The organism is Alphaproteobacteria bacterium, from assembly GCA_040905865.1.
In the GTDB taxonomy this organism is placed as follows: Bacteria; Pseudomonadota; Alphaproteobacteria; order UBA8366.
Genome location: JBBDQU010000085.1, coordinates 95,248 through 114,779, shown reverse-complemented (window position 1 = coordinate 114,779; position 19,532 = coordinate 95,248). Strand labels below are relative to the sequence as shown.

General features: G+C 64.0%; 18 protein-coding genes and 2 pseudogenes. 7 read left to right on the top strand and 13 right to left on the bottom strand.

The annotated features are described in order from the left end of the window. Positions 1 to 48: 48 nt before the first annotated feature. The 4 genes and pseudogenes from WD767_20525 to WD767_20510 all read right to left on the bottom strand — a co-directional run bounded on the left by WD767_20525 (position 49) and on the right by WD767_20510 (position 3,026). Positions 49 to 159, bottom strand: a pseudogene (locus WD767_20525) (hypothetical protein). Positions 160 to 205: 46 nt separating this feature from the next. Beyond that, positions 206 to 604, bottom strand: coding sequence for a cupin (locus tag WD767_20520; protein ID MEX2618477.1), 399 nt, complete (start codon positions 602 to 604; stop codon positions 206 to 208). A gap of 32 nt (positions 605 to 636) precedes the next feature. Further along, positions 637 to 2,154 carry a YifB family Mg chelatase-like AAA ATPase gene (locus WD767_20515; GenBank protein ID MEX2618476.1) on the bottom strand — a complete coding sequence of 506 codons (1,518 nt, stop codon included), beginning with the start codon at positions 2,152 to 2,154 and terminating at the stop codon, positions 637 to 639. Positions 2,155 to 2,258: 104 nt separating this feature from the next. Then, positions 2,259 to 3,026, bottom strand: coding sequence for an SDR family oxidoreductase (locus WD767_20510; GenBank protein MEX2618475.1), 768 nt, complete (start codon positions 3,024 to 3,026; stop codon positions 2,259 to 2,261). A 421-nt stretch (positions 3,027 to 3,447) separates the two neighbouring features. Here WD767_20510 and WD767_20505 point away from each other — a divergent pair, with 421 nt between their 5' ends. The 3 genes and pseudogenes from WD767_20505 to WD767_20495 all read left to right on the top strand — a co-directional run bounded on the left by WD767_20505 (position 3,448) and on the right by WD767_20495 (position 6,237). Then, positions 3,448 to 4,545: a hypothetical protein gene (locus tag WD767_20505; GenBank protein ID MEX2618474.1), complete on the top strand. Its 1,098-nt coding sequence runs from the start codon at positions 3,448 to 3,450 to the stop codon at positions 4,543 to 4,545. 132 nt (positions 4,546 to 4,677) lie between these two features. Next, positions 4,678 to 5,091, top strand: a pseudogene (locus WD767_20500) (transposase). Between the two features lie 513 nt (positions 5,092 to 5,604). After that, the gene (locus WD767_20495) at positions 5,605 to 6,237 is read left to right on the top strand and encodes a hypothetical protein (protein MEX2618473.1); all 633 of its coding nucleotides are present in this window, start codon (positions 5,605 to 5,607) and stop codon (positions 6,235 to 6,237) included. Positions 6,238 to 6,631: 394 nt separating this feature from the next. Here WD767_20495 and gshB read toward each other — a convergent pair whose 3' ends face one another. The 5 genes from gshB to rsmI form a co-directional block, all read right to left on the bottom strand. Further along, positions 6,632 to 7,573, bottom strand: coding sequence for a glutathione synthase (gshB, locus tag WD767_20490; GenBank protein MEX2618472.1), 942 nt, complete (start codon positions 7,571 to 7,573; stop codon positions 6,632 to 6,634). Between the two features lie 99 nt (positions 7,574 to 7,672). Next, positions 7,673 to 8,500: a transglutaminase-like domain-containing protein gene (locus WD767_20485; protein ID MEX2618471.1), complete on the bottom strand. Its 828-nt coding sequence runs from the start codon at positions 8,498 to 8,500 to the stop codon at positions 7,673 to 7,675. 7 nt (positions 8,501 to 8,507) lie between these two features. Then, entirely contained in the window at positions 8,508 to 9,137 is a 630-nt protein-coding gene (locus WD767_20480) for a BON domain-containing protein (GenBank protein ID MEX2618470.1), read from the bottom strand. 13 nt (positions 9,138 to 9,150) lie between these two features. Further along, a complete protein-coding gene (locus WD767_20475; protein ID MEX2618469.1) occupies positions 9,151 to 9,522 on the bottom strand; it encodes a YraN family protein in 372 nt (123 codons plus the stop codon). Further along, positions 9,519 to 10,403 carry a 16S rRNA (cytidine(1402)-2'-O)-methyltransferase gene (gene rsmI / locus WD767_20470; GenBank protein ID MEX2618468.1) on the bottom strand — a complete coding sequence of 295 codons (885 nt, stop codon included), beginning with the start codon at positions 10,401 to 10,403 and terminating at the stop codon, positions 9,519 to 9,521. Before rsmI ends, WD767_20475 begins: the two co-directional genes overlap by 4 nt. A gap of 277 nt (positions 10,404 to 10,680) precedes the next feature. Here rsmI and WD767_20465 point away from each other — a divergent pair, with 277 nt between their 5' ends. Next, positions 10,681 to 11,841, top strand: a complete 1,161-nt coding sequence (locus WD767_20465; protein ID MEX2618467.1) for a penicillin-binding protein activator — start codon at positions 10,681 to 10,683, stop codon at positions 11,839 to 11,841. A gap of 8 nt (positions 11,842 to 11,849) precedes the next feature. Here WD767_20465 and hemW read toward each other — a convergent pair whose 3' ends face one another. Genes hemW through rph form a run of 3 tightly spaced genes read right to left on the bottom strand, consistent with a single transcriptional unit; the run spans position 11,850 to position 14,339 of the window. Beyond that, entirely contained in the window at positions 11,850 to 13,010 is a 1,161-nt protein-coding gene (gene hemW / locus WD767_20460) for a radical SAM family heme chaperone HemW (protein ID MEX2618466.1), read from the bottom strand. Between the two features lie 7 nt (positions 13,011 to 13,017). Continuing rightward, positions 13,018 to 13,620 (bottom strand): RdgB/HAM1 family non-canonical purine NTP pyrophosphatase, encoded by a 603-nt coding sequence (gene rdgB / locus WD767_20455; GenBank protein MEX2618465.1) that lies wholly within the window; start codon positions 13,618 to 13,620, stop codon positions 13,018 to 13,020. 5 nt (positions 13,621 to 13,625) lie between these two features. After that, entirely contained in the window at positions 13,626 to 14,339 is a 714-nt protein-coding gene (gene rph / locus WD767_20450) for a ribonuclease PH (GenBank protein ID MEX2618464.1), read from the bottom strand. A 129-nt stretch (positions 14,340 to 14,468) separates the two neighbouring features. On the opposite strand from rph, the gene hrcA reads away from it, so the two are divergent. Then, positions 14,469 to 15,506: a heat-inducible transcriptional repressor HrcA gene (hrcA, locus tag WD767_20445; GenBank protein MEX2618463.1), complete on the top strand. Its 1,038-nt coding sequence runs from the start codon at positions 14,469 to 14,471 to the stop codon at positions 15,504 to 15,506. Between the two features lie 19 nt (positions 15,507 to 15,525). Beyond that, entirely contained in the window at positions 15,526 to 16,152 is a 627-nt protein-coding gene (grpE, locus tag WD767_20440; GenBank protein MEX2618462.1) for a nucleotide exchange factor GrpE, read from the top strand. Positions 16,153 to 16,166: 14 nt separating this feature from the next. Here grpE and WD767_20435 read toward each other — a convergent pair whose 3' ends face one another. Next, positions 16,167 to 17,036 (bottom strand): DUF1848 domain-containing protein, encoded by an 870-nt coding sequence (locus WD767_20435; protein ID MEX2618461.1) that lies wholly within the window; start codon positions 17,034 to 17,036, stop codon positions 16,167 to 16,169. 375 nt (positions 17,037 to 17,411) lie between these two features. On the opposite strand from WD767_20435, the gene dnaK reads away from it, so the two are divergent. Further along, positions 17,412 to 19,334: a molecular chaperone DnaK gene (gene dnaK / locus WD767_20430; protein ID MEX2618460.1), complete on the top strand. Its 1,923-nt coding sequence runs from the start codon at positions 17,412 to 17,414 to the stop codon at positions 19,332 to 19,334. The last annotated feature ends 198 nt before the right edge of the window (positions 19,335 to 19,532 follow it).

Sequence of the window (19,532 nt, the reverse complement as noted above, 5' to 3'; positions counted from 1 at the left end):
TATTCTCATCTCAAGCATGTAAAAATATTTGCAATTTACCCGTCTAAGTTAACCCACCGACGCGATCCGCCGGTACGATAGCGCATTCGCTACATGGATGCGCCGCGCCGTTTCCACCCCCACCAGATCGGCCAGCGTCTGCGCGACCCTGAGCATTCGGCGGTTCGGCGCAGCGTTCTGACTGAATGACGTTGCGCCGCCGCCCTCATCGCGGCCGATGCTGCGTGTCCAGGCCCGCCGTTACGAACAGCACGGTCGCTTCCCCGTCGATATCGGCGGTGTGCCAGATTCCCGGCTCGTTGATTGCGTATTCGCCGGGGCCGAGCGTGACGGTATTTACCTTTCCGTCCGCCATTTCCTGCAGCAGGGCGATCGATCCGGCGATGCACAGGACCACTTCGCTGCCGCGCGGATGCATCTCCCACATGTCCCAGGGCTTCGTGAAGCGGTGCATGGCCATCAGCCGGCCCTCGGCCCCGTCATCGTCGTGACGTTCCCCGTATTCCTCGTACCAGCCCATCTCACCGGTATATCGGGGCTGGGGCTGCGCCGTTGCGCCACGACCCAGGTGAATCGGATATGTCTCGATTGCCGTTCCGGCCATTGCAATTACCCTCTTGTTTGCGCTTCTGCGGCTCACCCCACCGGCGCGATCCGCCGGTACGACAGCGCTTCCGCCACATGGATGCGCCGCACCGCTTCCTCCCCAGCCAGATCGGCCAGTGTCCGCGCGACCCGCAGCACCCGGTGGTAGCCGCGCGCGGACAGTTTCATGCGTTCCGCCGCCTCGGTCAGCAGGGTGCGGCCCGGCGCGTCGGGGGTGGCGACCTTTTCCAGCAGCGCGCCGTCGGCTTCGGCGTTGGTGCGGATGCGCGGGTCGGTTCCGGCGTAGCGGGCGGACTGGATGGCGCGGGCGGCGGCGACCCGTTCCGCCACCTGGGCCGAGCCTTCCGCCGGCGGCGGCAGCGACAGGTCGGCGGCGCTGACGGCGCGGACATCCATGTGCAGGTCGATGCGGTCGAACAGCGGGCCGGAAATCCGCGTCTGGTAGTCGCGGGCGCATTTCGGCGCGCGGCTGCAGGCCAGTTCCGCGTCGTCCAGATGGCCGCAGCGGCAGGGGTTCATCGCCGCGATCATCTGGAACCGCGCCGGGTAGGTGACATGGGCGTTGACCCGCGCGACGGCGGCGCGGCCGGTTTCCATCGGCTGCCTCAGCGCCTCCAGCGTGGGCCTTGCGAATTCCGGCAGTTCGTCGAGAAACAGCACCCCGTTATGGGCGAGGCTGATTTCCCCCGGTTGCGCCCGCGTGCCGCCGCCGACCATGGCGGGCAGCGAGGCGGAATGATGCGGGTCGCGAAACGGCCGCTGGCGGCTGAGTTTTCCGTCCGCCAGCAGCCCCGCGACCGAATGCACCATGGAGATGTCCAGCGCCTCGCGCGGGTCCATCGGCGGCAGGATGCCGGGCAGCCGCGCCGCCAGCATCGACTTGCCCGACCCGGGCGGGCCGATCATCAGCAGGTTGTGCGCGCCCGCCGCCGCCACCTCCAGCGCCCGCTTGGCGGTTTCCTGCCCCTTGATATCGGCGAGGTCGAGCGCCGAGGCCGCATCCGGTTCGGCCAGTTGCGGTTCGGGTGCCGCGAGGATCTGCACGCCCTTGAAATGGTTGATCAGCGCCAGCAGCGTGGGCGGGGCCAGCACCGAAAGCTCCCCGGCGAACGCCGCCTCCCCGCCGCAGGCCGCAGGGCAGATCAGCCCGCGCCCGTTGGCGGCGGCGCCGATGGCGGCGGGCAGGACGCCCGCGACCCGGGTCAGCGCGCCGTCCAGCGCCAGTTCGCCCAGCGCCGTGTACTCCATCAGGTCCTCGCCCGGGAGCACATCCATCGCGACCAGCAGCCCCAGCGCGATGGGCAGGTCGAAATGGCTGCCTTCCTTCAGCACGTCGGCGGGCGACAGGTTGACCGTGATCCGCTTCGGCGGCAGCGCCAGCCCCAGCGCGCCCAGCGCCGAGCGCACCCGCTCCCGGCTTTCCGCCACCGCCTTGTCCGGCAGGCCGACGACGGTGAAGGCCGGCAAGCCCCCGGCGATCTGCACCTGCACATCGATATCCAGCGTATCCACGCCCTGGAAGGCGACCGTATTGATCCTGGCGACCATCGCAAAACCCGAAAATGTTCCTGTTATGATCCTGTTTTACCGGGAATGGTTGCGTTTGGCCAGCGCGTATAACCGGTAATGCGGCTCGATAACGCGAATTCGCGTCAGGCGTTCATGAAGGCCGCGCCGTTGGAATGGATCGTCTGGCCGGAAATGTAATGGCCGCCGGGGCCGACGAGGAAGCGGATCAGGTCGGCCATGTCCTGCGGCGTGCCTTCGCGGCCCATGGGGATTTTGCTGACGCGGGCCCGGATCTGCTCCGCCGTCATCGTCGCATCCGGCTCGCGGGTGTCATAGGCGCCGACGACGACCTGGTTGGCGGTGATGTTGTCGGCTGCGAGGTCGAGCGCGAGGCCGCGGATATACATGTTCAGCCCGGCCTTCGCGACCATCAGGTGCGACCGCCCCTTCTGCCCGGTATACGAATTCAGCCCGCCGACGCCGATGATCGCGCCGCCGCCGCGCTGGCGCATCGAGGGCACGGTGGCCCGCGCCAGGTGGAAACAGCCGAGGATCGACAGGTCGATGACCTGCTGGAAATCCTCGCGCGTCAGGTCGTCGAAGGATTTCGGGTTCCGCGTCGCGGCGTTGTGCACCAGGATATCGATACCGCCGAATTCGCCGATTGCCGCCTGCGCCATGCGTTCGATATCGTCCGGCTTGCGGCAGTCGGCCATGACCGCGATGGCCCGGCCGCCCGATGCGCGGATGCCGGCCGCCACTTCCTCGCACAAATCCTTCGCCTGCACCGCGTTGATGACGACGGCGGCGCCGGCGCGGGCCAGTTCCTCCGCCGTGACGCGGCCGATATTGCGGGCGCTGCCGGTGACGATGGCGACCTTGCCATCCAGTTCGTTTTTCAGATCGACCATGGTGAAATCCTTGCGCTGTGCCGGTGAGATACGGTTTCGTCCGCGTCGCCAGCGCCGCCTTTTTCAGCCACGCGGTGGCCCGCACGGCGCGCCGGCTGTCCGGGTCGCGGTGGACGGGGGCAGGTTACGTCATTCGCGTCCGGTCCGTACAGCGCCCGGCGCGTTCGTTCCGGCGGCAAGACGACACGGCGCGGACGGAATTGCCCGGCAGGATTTGCCCCTTCCGGCAGAATTTGCCGGGTCGATTGCGCCCGTCGACCGCGCGGGCCCGTGGAATCCGCGGCAAAGACCCGGTTTTCCGGCAATCCGCCGGGGCATGATTCTTGCTGCGTACAGGGCGGATAACACGGCGGCGCCGGCGGGCCGCGCCAGGATTTGTTAACGAAATCGCGTTATCCTGACAGGAACCGGACGGAGTCGGATGGACTTTTTCTTCAACAACTCGATCCAGCAGCTGAACGCGTCGCTGTTCACGTCGATCGGCCAGGCCGCGTCCGCGCGGACGGTCCAGGTCGCGCTGGCGGGGCGCAACAGCGGGCCCGCCGGCCCGGTGGAATCCCGCAACCAGTCGGCGCTCGAGGCGCGGGCCCGGGAATCGGTCCGCGTTGTGGAGGGGTTCACCAAGCTGACGATAAAGCAGAAGCGCGCGGTCAAGACGCTGGAGAAGACGACCGAGCGGCTGGGCGAAATGAAGACCCTGCTGCTCGAAGCCCGCGAACTGATCGTGAAGGCGCAGAACCCCGAAACCACGGATGAAACCCGGCGCGAATTCGCCAAGAAATTCGACCAGCTGGTCGGCCAGTACAATCTGAGGGCCAAGGGCGCGGGCCATCTTGGCACGAACCTGATCGGTTCCAGCATCCGCGACATCTTCGACGCCAACGACCTGTCCGTTCCGATCAAGCCGAAATCGTTTGCCACCACGACCTACCAGGGCAATTTCCTGGGCGCCGATTACGTGATCACGGATGGCGGCGGCAATGTCTTCATGCCCAATATTTTCGGCTCCACGCTCATCCAGTTTCCGCCGCCGGACGCGAACGACACCGGCACCCTGCTGCAAAGCACCGATACCGTGGCCTATGACAGCACGACGGGCGCCGTCTCGATTACCCGCGAGGGCGAAGGCGCGCCGATCCTGGAGGGCACGCTGGAGCGCAAGGGAGTCGGCCTCCTGCATTCCTATTTCTACGGCGGCTTCGAGGATGAAACCCTGCGCGCCACCGCGCTGGAGGATATCTCAAGTGCGCTGTCCAGCCTGCGCTTCAATATCACCATGTTCGAATCGCAACAGACCCGGGCCGAGGTCGCGCTGAAATTCAGCGAGGGCCAGATCGAGGAAAACAAGGGCGTCGCCGCCCGCATCGAGGCGGAGAAATTCGCCAATGAGCGGCGCTTCTCCCTGGAGGAACAGAAGCGGCAGATCCTGTTCGAGCGGTCCCTGACCGATTCGCTGAGCTACGGCACGCAGGGGCTGGCGGGAATGCTGCAGAAATCCCTGTTCGACTTCGAAATCTGACACAATTTCCGGCATTCATAGGAAATGCACCAGGCCTTCCTGCGGACTGCCAGAGAGCGGCAGGACGCTGATTTATGCGTGTAAGTCATCGCTATGTTCGTAGCTTTGACACTTTTCAAGGACGTACCCCAGGGCCGCACACTGCCTTTCGTGTTCAAGAGCGAGGCAGCGTCACTGGCCACAATCCAGCAGCGTGTAGAGCCCGGCAGCACGGTCTATGCGGACGAAGCATCAAGCTGGGATGACCTGCACGCCCGGTACGCCATGCACCGCGTCAACCACAGTGTCCCGTTCAAGGACGAAGACGCCTGTACCAACCAGGCCGAAAGCTATTTCTCCCGCCTGCGCCGCGCCGAAGTCGGCACGCATCACCATATTTTTGGCAAGTACCTGCAACAGTACGCCTACGAAATGGCGTGGCGCGAAGATCATCGCCGGGTATCGAATGGCGAGCAGTACGGGCTGGCCGTTGCCGCCGCGCTGGCGCATCCGGTTTCGCGGGACTGGAAGGGGTACTGGCAACATGGCTGGAAACCGAATCACTAGACCAACTACATCTAGATGTATCTCAGCAAACTTAGTACATGATACCGCTATTCCTTAGTCAAACGCTTGGATCGTGACATATTTGCAACAATATGTTGTGTATAATAAAAAATAGATCGCTTTAATCACATTATCCCCGCTAGCGGCATTGACGGCGCTCTTGTCAAGGGCTGTAATGGCTAAGGTTGAATCATATATTACTTGACTCACGCGTTTGCTTGGGTTATGCGGCGCGGCTTTGTTGCCCGCTTGGGGGAAGGCGAAATTATGGTTGCAGCTATGATGTTGACGAATCCTAGAAAAAAGCAAGAGCAGCCCGACGTTGAAGGGTACAGGAAATTTAAGGAGAGTATCTTTAGGTTGGTGTTTTCTCGTTTTTCGCGCGGAAATGTATCAACTCAAAATGGAAAGATGCTCACGAAAGAGGGTCTTGATCGTTTAAATAAGAAAAGTCGGAGGAGTTTGGCTGAATTGACTAAGTGGGCGGCGAAGTAATTTTTGGGGCCGCCCATTATGCCCGACCTGAGCCCATACGCAGACATTCTTGCGTCTATCCGTGCGGAATGGAATCAAGCTGAACGAACCATAAAAGACGCAGAATTGGCGATTAATGAGCCAATCCAGCCAAGTATTTTAGAACTACGGTACGCGGGGCGGCGATTAATAGAGGCCCTTGAGAAGCTCGCCACGGGCGGCGAACAGGAAGATATTTGCAAGCTTTTGAATGATGCGTATTTTAATTGCCTCCGTGCGCGGCATGATGCGATAGACGCTGCTTCCGCAGGGTTCATCATTACAATCAATTCAGTTCCTGAGTATCTCGGATATGATCCTGTTCTAAAGGCATTTCCAGATTTTCCTGAATTGCTCCTAAAGCTTACTAAATTATCTGATCTTATCGCGGACTCCCGGTCTGACCGCGAGAATAGGGATAAAATCTACCACTCGATAGAGCAGGGCGAGTTCCCGAAAATTCTCGAATTATATAAAAAATTTAAGTCGTCAGAACCCCTTATGGAGAAACTTGCAGGCCAACAACGATCCACCACGAGACGAAATGACATCTTTGGATGGGGTGGAATTATAATAGGCGTTGTTGGGCTTGGGGTAGGCATTTACTCGTTAGGCTGGAATTGGATCCATTAACGCACAACCCCCCCCAATTCCAGAACCCGCCCGAATCCTTTGACGCCTGCCGGATCAGCCCTTTCCGGCCCAGCCGCGTAAGGGCATAGCCTACCCGCTTTTTCATATCCGCGACTTCTTTCGGGTTGTTCCGGCTCTGGCCGCGATCCGCCATGAAGGCGAGGGCGATATCCTGAGACGTTGCAGTCCCGGCCTGCTGGCGCATGAAGCTTACGATGTACCGGGACATTTCGTGTTTGTGCGAGTCCAGCTTGTTCTGGAACTTCACCTTGCTGTTGTGCGGTATCGTCATGTCGGAGTCCATGACGCGGAGAGCCGCTTCCAGGGCTTCGGCATCGGCAATCAGTTCGGTTATGTGCTCGATATATAATGCCGCACAATTCCCGGTAGCGGGTCAGGGCAGGCGCGCCTCGATCGCGTTCCAGATATCCGCCTCCAGGCAGACATTGTTGAAGCGATTGACTTCCTGCAGCCCCGTCGGGGAGGTGACGTTGATTTCCGTCAGGTAATCCCCGATCACATCGATCCCGACGAAGATCAGCCCGTTTTCCTTCAAGGTCGGGCCGATGGCCTCGCAGATTTCCTCTTCCCGCCGGGTCAGCGTGGTCGGCGCCGGCCTGCCGCCCACATGCATGTTGGACCGCGCCTCCCCGACCGGCGGAATGCGGTTTGTCGCGCCCATCGCCTTGCCGTCGATCAGGATGATCCGCTTGTCGCCGGCGCGGACTTCCGGCAGGTAGCGCTGCACGATGATCGGTTCGCGGTAGATGCCGGTAAATACTTCCAGCAGCGACGCCAGGTTTTCGTCGCCGGGCGTGATATGGAAAACGCCGGCGCCGCCATTGCCGTAGAGCGGCTTGACGATGATGTCCTTGTGCTCGGCGCGGAACGCCAGGATTTCCTCGCGGCTCGACGTGATCAGCGTCGGCGGCATCAGCTCCGGAAAGCGGGTCACGAAAATCTTTTCCGGCGCGTTGCGCACATGGGTCGGGTCGTTCACGACCAGCGTTTTGGGGTGGATATGCTCCAGCACATGGGTGGCGGTGATGTAGGCCATGTCGAAGGGCGGGTCCTGGCGCATGAGGATGACGTCCATCGTCGACAGGTCCATCAGGACGCGGGGCCCGGTCTCGAAATGGTTGCCGGATTCGCGGCGCAGGGTCAGCCGCTGGCCGCGCGCCGTGACCCTGCCGTCGCGGAAGGTCAGGTCGCTGGGCAGGTAATAGTACAGGTCATGGCCGCGCTTCTGCGCCTCGAGCCCCAGCACGAAGCTGCTGTCCCCGTTGATGTCGATTTTCTCGACCGGGTCCATCTGAATGGCGACGGATAGGCTCATGTTCGGCTCCCCCTTGTAACCCGATCCGGAATCCCGCGTAGTTTGACTTCGTGCGGACGGCGGGCATCATAGCGACGCCGCCCGGCGCCGCCCAGCCCGTCAGTTCAGCCGTTCGCGAATCTGTTGCAGCAGGGAAGCGGCCTCGATCCGGGCGGCCTGCCCGACATCGAAGGTCAGGAATGTCTCGAGGGCGTTCATGGCCGCCTGAAAGCGGCTCGCCTTGGCGTTCAGCAGGCCGGATTCCCGCCACAGGGCCGGTTCGCCCGGCGCCAGAAGCAGCATGCTGTCGACGATGGCGCAGGCCCCCTCGGCGTCGTTGTTCTGGATCTTGCGCAGCTTGATATTGTTCTGCAACCGGATCAGGACGTCGCGGTCGCTCACCGGGGCGTAATGTTCGGGCAGCAGTTCCGCGTCGCTGCCGGTCATGGATTTCAGCATGTCGCGCAGGTTATGCGGTTCCAGCGGCGTGCCGCCGTGAAACGGATCGATCACAAGCCTGGCGTTGCCGCCATCCAGCCGCAGCAGGAAATGGCCGGGAAAGGCAAGGCCCGTGATCGGCCAGGCCTGCGCGCGGGCGACATGGATGTACAGGATACCCAGTGCGACCGGCAGGCCCTTGCGCCGGTCGATGACCCGCATCAGGTTCGCATTCTGCATGTCGTCGTAATTCAGCGCGTCGCCCGAATAGCCGTACTGGGATACCAGCGTCGTATTCATCGCATCCAGCCGTTCCGACAGGCTGTCGGCGCCGCCCGCCGCACGGCCGACATCCGACGCCAGCGCCGCGAGATGCTGGTGATAGCGGTCCAGTCCGACGCGTGGCCGGTCGAACGACGCCAGCGCCAGCGCAGCGCCCGCAATGTCGACGGCGGCGCCGTCGGAAGCGCCGACCTCGCGCAGGATCCGTTCTGCTTGCTTGCGTTCCATTCGCCGTCTAACCCATTGTTTCCGCTGATTTGATCCGGACATGGCTGATGATGCGACGGACATATTTGAGTTCCCGGGCGTGGTCCCGGACCCGCTCCAGTTCCGCCTTGCTTTGCGCGATACCCATCAGATAGACGGTGCCGTTGACCGTATCCACGGCATAGTTGATCGCCCGCACCCTGCCGTCGAAGGTCAGCCGCAGCCGAAGCTGCGCACTGACCCATGTGTCCCGCGCGATATCCAGGATGTCGCTGCTGTCGGCGATCTGGATTTCATTGATGACCGTTTTCACGCCGTCGACCTGCCAGGCGTGCCGTACGGCAGTCACCCGGTCGGCAATCTTCGGGACCGTGCCCGTCAACAGCACCTCGCCCAGATGAACCTCGATGCTGATGTCCCGCAGGCTGACGCCGTGTTCGATGAACGCTGCCGCGATCCTGCCATTGATGACCGTATCGTCGATGGCGCCGCCGAGGCCACGCTCCTGCATCGCGGCGGTGCCGGCGGTCGCTCCCGCGCCGACGGCGAGGCTGACGCATCCGGACAGGGTGAGGGCCAGCATGACGATTCCCGCCATCGCGGCGGTCCGGGCGCCTGCAGTCCGGTTGTGACCATTCCTGTCGTCATGTGTCCGCATGGCATCTATCTACTTAACCGTTGTCCGGACGCCAAGCGCCAATCACATGTTTCGGCGCCCGCCAGGGGGCAACGGCGATCACGTCGAAACGGATATCCAGCGCCGCCAGGTCGGCCCGCCCGGCGATCAGCCATTCCGCGGCGCGTCGCAGCCGGTGGCGCTGGCGTGGAGAGACCGATTCGAGCGCGTCGTCGCGGTTCCGCCGCGCCTTCACCTCGATGATCGCCAGGGTCCGGCCGCGCCGCGCGACAAGGTCGATTTCGCCGACCGGGGTACGCCGCCGCCGGCCGACGATCCGGTAGCCCCGCAGGACCAGCCATGCCATGCACAGTATTTCGGCGACATGTCCGCGACGCCATGCCTCGCGGCGGCGCGCCGGCGTCATTTGTCAAGGTTCAGGGCAAGCGCCCTGGCATAGACCTCGCGCCGGGACGAACCGGTTGCCTCGGCAACGGTCGCCGCCGCGTCGCGCAGGCTCATGTCCTGCAAGGCCCGCCGCAACAGGGCGTCGATATCCGGCGCGTCTTCCGCCGCGTCCGCGCCTGGCGGTCCGACGACGATGACGGCCTCGCCCGGCGGCGGTTCGCTGGATTCGTAGTACCGGATCAGATCGTCCAGCGAACCGCGGCGGATTTCCTCGTACCGCTTGGTCAGTTCGCGCGCGATGGCGGCCTGGCGCGGCCCCAGGACGGTCCGCATGTCGCGCAGCGCCGCCGCGAACCGCCGCGGCGATTCGAAAAAAACCAGCGTCGCGCCAATGCCCGCAAGCGGCCGCAACGCGGTCCGCCGCTGCCCGCTGCGGGGCGGCAGGAAACCGGCAAACAGGAACCGGTCGGTCGGCAGGCCGGCGGACGCCAGCGCCGCAAGCGTCGCGCTGGCGCCGGGAATGGCGGTTACCGCGATGCCGGCCGCGACGGCTTCGGTCACCAGCCGGTAGCCGGGGTCGGAAATCAGCGGCGTACCCGCATCGCTGACCAGGGCGATGCGCCCGCCCTCCTGCAACTGCCGGATCAGTTTCGGCCGTACTTTTGCCGCATTGTGCTCGTGATATGCGGTCATCGCGGTTTGTATGTCGTGCGCGTGCAGCAGTTTCGCGGTGACGCGGGTATCCTCGCAGGCGATCCGGTCCGCCGCCTTCAGGGTGTCGACCGCGCGGTAGGTGATATCGCGCAGATTGCCGATCGGCGTTGCGACGATGTACAGGCCGGGATCCAGCGCAGGCGCTGGTTTACTTCCAATCGGAGGCTCGTTAGTGTCCGCCATCATGAGTTCCCAGCCAGATCAGAAATGCCGCATGTCGCGGCGGGTTCCTCCGGTTCGCGGCACGGCAGGATCATGGCTGTGCGTTGCCGTTCTCATACTGTTCGGCGTTACCGGTTGTGCGGGTACCACCGTAAAAGAAGAAGGACAGTTCCGCAAATTCGAACCGTCCACCGGGCAAGTCGAATCGAATGCGTCAAACCCGGCGGCGTCACCGGAAAATGCGGGCGCTGCGTCGGCGCCGGCCGCCTCAGGGGCGACACCGGCGCACCCGGGCGCACCCGTGATTGACCTCTCGGCGCCGGCGGAAGTACGGGTCGCGATCCTGCTGCCGTTGACCGGGGCGCACGCGGCGCTGGGAAAGGCGATGCTCGATGCGGCGCAGCTGTCGATGTTCGAACTCGCGGGGGATAATTTCGTGCTGATGCCGTTCGATACGGGCGGCACGGACCAGGGCGCGCGCCAGGCCGCCGCCATGGCGATCGGGCACAATGCCCGGCTTATCCTCGGCCCGCTGACCGCGGGGTCGGTGCTGGCCGTCGCACCCGTTGCCCGGGCCGCGGGGGTCCAGGTCATTTCATTCTCCAATTCGCACGAGGTCGCCGGCGACGGCGTCTTTATCCTCGGCTTCGTACCGCGCCAGCAGGTCGAGGCGGTGGTCGGTTATGCCGCGAGCGAAGGCGCGGCCCGCTTTGCGGCGCTTGTCCCGGACGACAGTTACGGTCATTCGGTGGTCGACGCGGTTCGCGAGTCGGCGCAGCGGCGCGGCGCGGCGCTGGTCCGGATCCGTTTATACGATACCGCGGCGAACGATTACACGGACCTGGTAAGGGATTTTTCCGGCTACGCCAACCGTCACAGCGCGCTGCTTGCGCAGCGCCGGGCGCTCGCCGGAAAAAACGATGAAGTTTCCCGGCAGGCCCTGCGCCGGCTGGAGCGGGTGGACACCATCGGCGAACCGCCTTTTGACGCGCTGGTCCTGCCGGAAAGCGGTGAGCGGCTGCGCACGATGTCGGCGCTGCTGTCGTATTTCGACATCGATGTTCCGGCCGTGAAACTTCTGGGCCTGCGCTCCTGGGACCTGATCCCCAATCTCGGCAGCGAGCCGGCACTGATCGGGGCATGGTTCGCCGGGTCGCCGGTTGAGGAGCGCGACCGTTTCAACGACCGGTTCAAACGCGCCTTCGGGCGGACGCCGCCGCGCCTTGCGACCCTGGCCTATGACGCGACGGCGCTGGCCGCCATCCTGGGACAGGCCGAGGACGGACCGGACTATTCCGCCCGGGCCCTGATGGACCCGAACGGGTTTCTGGGAGTCGACGGTATCTTCCGGCTGAACCCGGACGGCATCGCGGAACGCGTATTTGCGATCTACGAGGTGACCCGGGACGGGGTGAACGTGCGCCGTTCGGCGCCGACCAGCTTTACGCCGCTGACCAACTGATACGGGGCTCAGGCCATCAGATGCGCGATGACGGCGTTCAGCCGCGTGCGTCCCGCCGGCGTCGCCCGCAGCCATCCATCGTGCCGGACCAGAAATCCGCCCTCGGTCAGCGCCGCCAGCCTTGCAGGGTTGAGGGAATCATCGAAGCCGCGCCCGGTAATGCCGCGCAACCGGCTCTCCGGAATCCCCTCGGCCAGGCGCAACCCCATCAGCACGGCCTCGTCCAACTGCGTTCCCGGATCCAGCCGTTCCCGCGATTCCATGCCCTCGCCCTTCTCGTCGACCTGCCGCAGCCAGGCGTCGGGGCTGCGCACCCGCTGCGTCCCGGTGCGCTGTCCGTCCAGGGTCAGCCGCCCATGCGCGCCCGGGCCGATCCCGGCGTAATCGCCGTAGCGCCAGTAGGTCAGGTTATGCCGGCTCTCGCCGCCCGGCCGGGCGTGGTTCGACACTTCATAGGCGGGCATGCCGGCGGCTTCGAGGATATCCTGCGTGACCTCGTATAGTGCGGCGGCCGGCTCCTCCTCCAGCGGCGTCAGCCTGCCCTGCCGCCACAGGTCGTGGAACGGCGTGCCGGTTTCCAGCGTCAGCTGATATACGGACAGATGGTCCGCCGACCAGGTCAGCGCCCGGCGCAGTTCTTGTGACCATCCGGCAGTTGTCTGTTCCGGGCGGCCATAGATCAGGTCGAAGGAAAACCGGTCGAACAGCCGCGCCGCGCTTTCGACGGCGGCCAGCGCTTCGGCGGCGCTGTGTCCGCGGCCGAGGAATTTCAGCGCCCGGTCGTCCAGCGCCTGCACGCCCAGCGACACCCGGTTGACGCCGGCGGCGCGGATATCGGCCAGCCGCGCCTGCTCCACCGAGGTCGGGTTGGCCTCAAGCGTGATTTCCGCATCGGGCGCCAGCACCCAGTGTTTCGCGGCGCGATCCAGCAGCGCCGCGACCGTTGCCGGGTTCATCAGCGATGGCGTGCCGCCGCCGAAGAAAATACTGGTGATCGTTCGTCCGGGCAATTCCCGCGCGGTGCTGTCCAGTTCGGTCAGCAGCGCGGTGCGCCAGTGCGCCTCGTCGATGGACTCCCGCACATGGCTGTTGAAGTCGCAATACGGACATTTCGACAGGCAGAACGGCCAGTGGATATAGAGCGCCAGCGGGTGTCCGGATCGGTCCATCACCGTCCTATTTCCCGGCGAAACAGCCCGCGACCAGCTTGCGGAAGGCGTCGGCGCGGTGGCTGATCGCGTGTTTGCGGTCGGGGTCCATTTCGCCGAAGGCTTCGGTTTCGCCGTCAGGCAGGAAAATCGGGTCGTAGCCGAAACCCCTGGTGCCGCGCGGGGGCCATACCAGTGCGCCGGATACCGTGCCTTCGAACGTTTCCACATGCCCGTCCGGCCAGGCCAGCGCCAGCGCGCAGACGAAATGCGCGCTGCGGTCGGCGGCGTCGCCCAGCGCCTTTTCGACCTTCGTCATCGCTAGGCCGAAATCCTTTTCCGGGCCGGCCCAGCGGGCCGAATAGATGCCCGGATCGCCGTTCAGCGCCGTCACCGCGAGGCCGGAATCATCGGCCAGCGCGGGCAGGCCGGATCCTTCCGCCGCCGCTTTCGCCTTGATGACCGCATTGGCGATAAAGCTGTCGCCATCCTCCACCGGCTCCGGCAGGCCGAGATCCCCGGCGGAAACGACGTCGGCATCGAAAGGCGCCAGCAACGCGCCGATCTCCCGGACCTTGCCGGGATTATGGCTGGCGATGACCAGCCTGCCGCCGTCGAAATGCCGCGCCATGGCTGTCAGAGCCCGAGCGCCGCGTTCTGCTTCGCGACCAGCTCATGCACGCCCTTGCGCGCCAGCCCCATCAGCGACAGGAATTCATCCTGCGAGAACGGATCGCCTTCGGCCGTGCCCTGCACCTCGACGATGCCGCCGGCGCCGGTGAAGACGAAGTTGGAATCGGCCTGCGCGGTGGAATCCTCCGCATAATCCAGATCCAGCACCGGCGTACCTTCCCACAACCCGCAGGAAATCGCGGCCACCGCGTCCTTCAGCGGAATGTCCCCGATCGCTTTCAGCGACTGCATGTGCCGGAAGGCGAGATACAGCGCGACATAGCCGCCGGTGATCGCGGCCGTGCGCGTGCCGCCATCGGCCTGGATGACGTCGCAGTCGACCCGGATCTGGCGTTCGCCGAAACCTGCCATATCCGTGACAGCGCGCAGGCTGCGGCCGATCAGCCGCTGGATTTCCTGTGTCCGCCCGGATTCCGCGGCGCGGCGCCGGTCCATGCGGGAATCCGTCGACCGCGGCAGCATGCCGTATTCCGCCGTCACCCAGCCGCGGCCGGTATTGCGCAGGAAGGGGGGAACCCGCTCCTCGATACTCGCCGTGCAAAGGACATGAGTATCGCCGAATTTCGTCATGCAGGAGCCTTCCGCATACTTCGAAAAGCCGGTTTCCAGGGTGATGGCGCGCAATGCGTCGGGCGCGCGGCCCGATGGTCGATCCATGTCATGCTCTTTCATTTGCTGAAACGTGGCCGGACGCTACTGTCTGCGGCTTCCGCTGTCCAGCACGCGAGGGGCGATTACCGGATAACCTTGAATTGCGCCGGGTAACGTCACTACATTCCCCCCAGCATGGAACCGGACCTGAACCAGCGCTCGCGCGAGGTATTGCGCCTCGTCGTCGAAGCCTATGTGGAAACCGGCGAACCGATCGGTTCGCGGTCGCTGTCGCGCCAGCTCAACAATTCGTTGTCGCCGGCCACGATCCGTAATGTCATGGCGGATCTGGAGGAATCCGGGCTGCTGTATGCGCCGCATACCTCCGCCGGGCGGCTGCCGACCGATGCGGGGCTGCAGCTCTTTGTCGACGGCATCCTCGAAATCGGCAATCTGACCGAGGAACAGCGACGCGATATCGAAAGCCAGTGCGTCACCGCCGGCCGCACGCTGAACCAGATGCTGGAGGAAACCTCCTCGCTGCTGTCCGGCCTGTCGCATTACGCGGGGCTCGTGGTCGCGCCGAAGAAGGAAGCGGCGCTGAAGCATATCGAATTCGTCGGCCTGGGCATGGGCCGGGCGCTGGTGGTGATCGTCAGCCAGGACGGGCTGGTGGAAAACCGCGTGATCGACCTGCCGGTCGGCATGCCGGCGTCCAGCCTGGTCGAGGCCAGCAATTTCTACACGGCGCATGTGGCGGGGCACACGCTGAGCGAGGCGCAGGAAATCATCCGGCGGGAAATCGCCAGGGAACGCGCGGAAGTCGATGCCCTGACCCGCGACGTGGTCGAGGCCGGGCTCGCGACCTGGTCATCGGGCGCGCAGGGCGGCGGGGTGCTGATCGTGCGCGGCCAGGCCAACCTGCTGGACGACGTGAAGGGCATGACCGACCTGGAACATATCCGGGCGCTGTTCCAGAAACTGGATACGAAGGAATCGGCGCTCCGCCTGATGGAAGCGGCGGACAAGGCCGAAGGCGTGCAGATTTTCATCGGCGCCGACAACGAGCTGTTTTCGCTGGCGGGCTGTTCGGTGATTATCGCGCCGTTCTCCAACAGCGAAGAACAGATCGTCGGGGCGATCGGGGTTGTGGGCCCGGCCCGCATGAACTATGCCCGCATCATTCCCATGGTGGATTACACGGCAAAAATCGTCAGCCGCATTGTCGGCTGACAGGCGAGGACCAGAATTGATGACAGAAGACGACAAGCAGACCCCGGCCGAACCGGAAACCGGCGCGGAAGACGCTCCCGCAACGGGCGCCGGCAAGGCCGAAACCGATCCGCCCGTGGAAGCCGCCGCGGCGGAAAAGACGCCGGAAGAGCGCATTGCCGAACTGGCGGCGGCGCTGGCCGAGGCCAATGACCGGTCGCTGCGCAACCTGGCGGAAATGGAAAATATCCGCCGCCGCGCGGAACGCGAAAAATCCGATACGCTGCGCTACGGCGCCAGCGGGCTGGCGCGCGACCTGTTGAACGCCGCCGACAATCTGCGCCGCGCGCTGCAATCGGTGCCGCCGGAAATGCGCGAAGGCGACGAAGCGGTTCGGAATTTCGTCCTCGGCGTCGAGATGACGGAAAAGGAACTGCTGAACGCGTTTGAAAAACACGGCATCCGGCAGATCCTGCCGCTGGGCGAGAAATTCAACCATGCGGAACACCAGGCGATGTTCGAGGTGCCGGGCACGGACAAGCCGGCCGGCACCATCGTCGAGCTGATGCAGCCAGGCTACATCATGCATGACCGCCTGTTGCGCCCGGCCATGGTCGGCGTCGCCAAGGGCGACCCTGAAGACTCCCGCGTCGATACGACCGCCTGACGGTTTCGGCGGGCTTATCCGAGCATCGGTCGCGCCGGGTCATGGGCGGCCAGGCGCTGCTTTGTCTTGCCCGGATCGCGGACAGCATAGCAGTAGGCGCAGCCCTGCGCGCAGCTGTCATAGGCGCCGATATCGCGCGATTCATGGCACAGGCAATCCGGGCGGTTGCCGCGGATCCGGGCGGCGACCGGCCGGCCCGCGACATCGCCCAGCCGCGCGGCATCGATGCAGCTTGCGGCGGCGATGCCCTCGCCGCGGTATGAATCCTGGCTGCAGAGCGCCGCTGTCATGCCGTGATCCCGCGCGATGACGGCGAGATCCGCCGCGAGCCGCCGTTTTTCCGCATCCGGCGGGTCGCTCCAGATGAAACGGTTCCGCGCCGCCGCGGCGTCCAGGTTGCGCTTCGTCTTCGTATAGACATGCGCGAACGACATCACGACCTCATCCACCGCACCAGCCAGCGATCCGGCAAGGCGGGCGAAGTTTTCACGATGCCAGTCCGGCGGCGTCAGGTCGCTGGCCACGACCGGGTCATAGCGCCAGACCCCGCGCCGCGGCCCGAAATCACGGGCCAGCCGCCGCAGGTCGGCGATGGCGCGGTTGGCGGCCACGGTTCCCGTTTCCAGCGCACGCGGATAGCCGGTGATCGTGTACTGCACGATGAAGGGGTAGTTCCGGCCGATTGCGGCCAGATGCCGGTAAAAGGGCCGCAGGTTGCGCGTCCAGAACACGAATCCGTCAACGGCTTCCGGCGTCAGGGACACCGTATAGGGCCTGCCGCCATAAGGATTCGCCACGCGGCACGATCCCGCGGCCAGCCGCCGCAGGAACCAGTCGCCGTAAAAGGCCGGAATGTCGGTTCTGTAACTGGCGGATACGATCATGGGCTTGCAGACGAAAATAGAACAATTATGGAACATATAGCTTTGGATTGTGGACCGCGCAACTTGTCATCCGGATGTTGACGGGTGCGGCGCGAACTTCGAAAGGGAGAATATGGCACGCTTTTCCTTTTGTTCCGATCTTGCATCCCTCGGCTTCAAATGGATACAGCGTTTCCGTCCGGCGGGAAAACCTGAAAACGCCGATCGATAATTGCAGGGTGAATTTTCTGCCGTCCGGTGGCTTGCGCCCGATTTGGAACGTCCCTATATGACCGTCAGTCCACAACGTTTCTGTGATCCTTAACATTCAGGGGCCCCGCCAGGCGCCGCAATGCGGGTCGGCACGGGTTGCCGCAAGAAAAGAGGGTATTCGGTATGAGTAAAGTCATCGGCATTGACCTGGGAACGACAAATTCCTGCGTCGCCGTCATGGAAGGTTCTTCCGCCAAGGTTATCGAAAGCGCCGAAGGGTATCGCACGACGCCCTCCATGGTCGCATTCACGGATAGCGGGGAACGGCTGGTCGGCCATTCGGCCAAGCGTCAGGCGGTGACCAATCCCGGAAATACGTTCGCATCCATCAAGCGCCTGATCGGCCGCCGCGCCACCGATGCGGAGGTCGAAAAGGACAAGGGCCACGTCCCGTACAAGATTATCGCCGGCGACAACGGCGATGCATGGGTCGAAGGCAAGGACGGCAAGACCTACGCGCCGAGCCAGATCAGCGGTTTCATCCTGCAGCACATGAAGCAGACGGCGGAATCCTATCTGGGTGAAACCGTGACGCAGGCGGTCGTGACGGTTCCCGCCTATTTCAACGACTCGCAGCGCCAGGCGACGAAGGATGCCGGCAAGATCGCGGGCCTTGAAATCCTGCGTATCATCAACGAACCGACGGCGGCGGCGCTGGCCTATGGCCTCGACAAGAAGTCGACCGGCACGATCGCGGTTTACGACCTTGGCGGCGGCACGTTCGACGTTTCCATTCTGGAAATCGGCGATGGCGTCTTCGAGGTGAAGTCGACCAATGGCGACACCTTCCTCGGCGGCGAGGATTTCGACCAGCGGATCATCCAGTACCTGTGCGACGAATTCAAACGCGAACAGGGCATTGACCTGCGCGGCGATCCGCTTGCCCTGCAGCGGCTGAAGGAAGAATCCGAAAAGGCGAAGATCGAACTGTCCAGCTCGATGACGGCGGAAATCAACCTGCCCTTCATCACCGCCGACCAGTCCGGGCCGAAGCACCTGAACATGAAGCTGACCCGGGCCAAGCTTGAAGCGCTGGTCGACGACCTGGTGACCCGGACCAAGGGTCCGTGCCAGAAGGCGCTGAAGGATGCGGGGCTGAAGGCGAGCGAGATCAACGAGGTGATCCTCGTCGGCGGCATGACCCGCATGCCGAAGATATTCGAAACGGTCAAATCCATCTTCGGGCGCGAACCGCATCGCGGCGTCAACCCGGATGAAGTCGTGGCGATCGGCGCGGCCATCCAGGCCGGCGTGCTGCAGGGCGACGTCAAGGACGTACTGTTGCTGGACGTGACGCCGCTGTCGCTGGGCATCGAAACCCTGGGCGGCGTGTTCACCCGGCTGATCGACCGCAATACGACGATCCCGACCAAGAAAAGCCAGGTCTTCTCCACGGCCGAGGACAACCAGACCGCGGTCACGATCCGGGTGTTCCAGGGCGAACGCGAAATGGCGGCGGACAACAAGGTGCTGGGCCAGTTCGACCTGGTCGGCATTCCCTCGGCCCCGCGCGGCATGCCGCAGATCGACGTGACCTTCGATATCGACGCCAACGGCATCGTCAATGTCTCCGCCAAGGACAAGGGCACCGGCAAGGAACAGCAGATCCGCATCCAGGCCTCCGGCGGGTTGTCCGACGAGGACATCGAAAAGATGGTGAAGGATGCGGAAGTGCATTCCGCCGAGGACAAGAAGCGGCGCGAGTTGGTTGAAGTCCGCAATGTCGCCGACAGCCTCGTCTACCAGACGGAAAAGAGTCTTGCCGAACATGGCGACAAGATTCCGGCCGGCGACAAGACGCAGATCGAAACCGATGTCGCGGCGCTCAAGACCGCGCTGGAAGGCGACGACGCCGCCGATATCAAGGCCAAGACCGAGACGCTGTCGCAGTCGTCGATGAAGCTGGGTGAAGCCATCTACAAGGCCAGCCAGGACGAAGCGGCGGGGCCGGATATGGGCGACGCGACGGACGGCAAGGCAGCCGACGAGAATGTGGTCGACGCCGATTTCGAGGAAGTCGACGACGATAAGAACAAGTCGGCATAGGCTCGGCTGATCCGGTTCTGTCGTGCTTCGGGGAAACGGGGAGAACGGTCGAAACGGCAACAGGACGCCGGCGGACGAACATTCCGCCGGCTTCGGCCTGTCGAGGCCCGTTTATGTCCGGGGGCAGCGTTGACGCGATATAGGGATATGACATCATTCCGTATCAGGAATTCCGGCCCGGTCGCCGGGTCCAGCCGC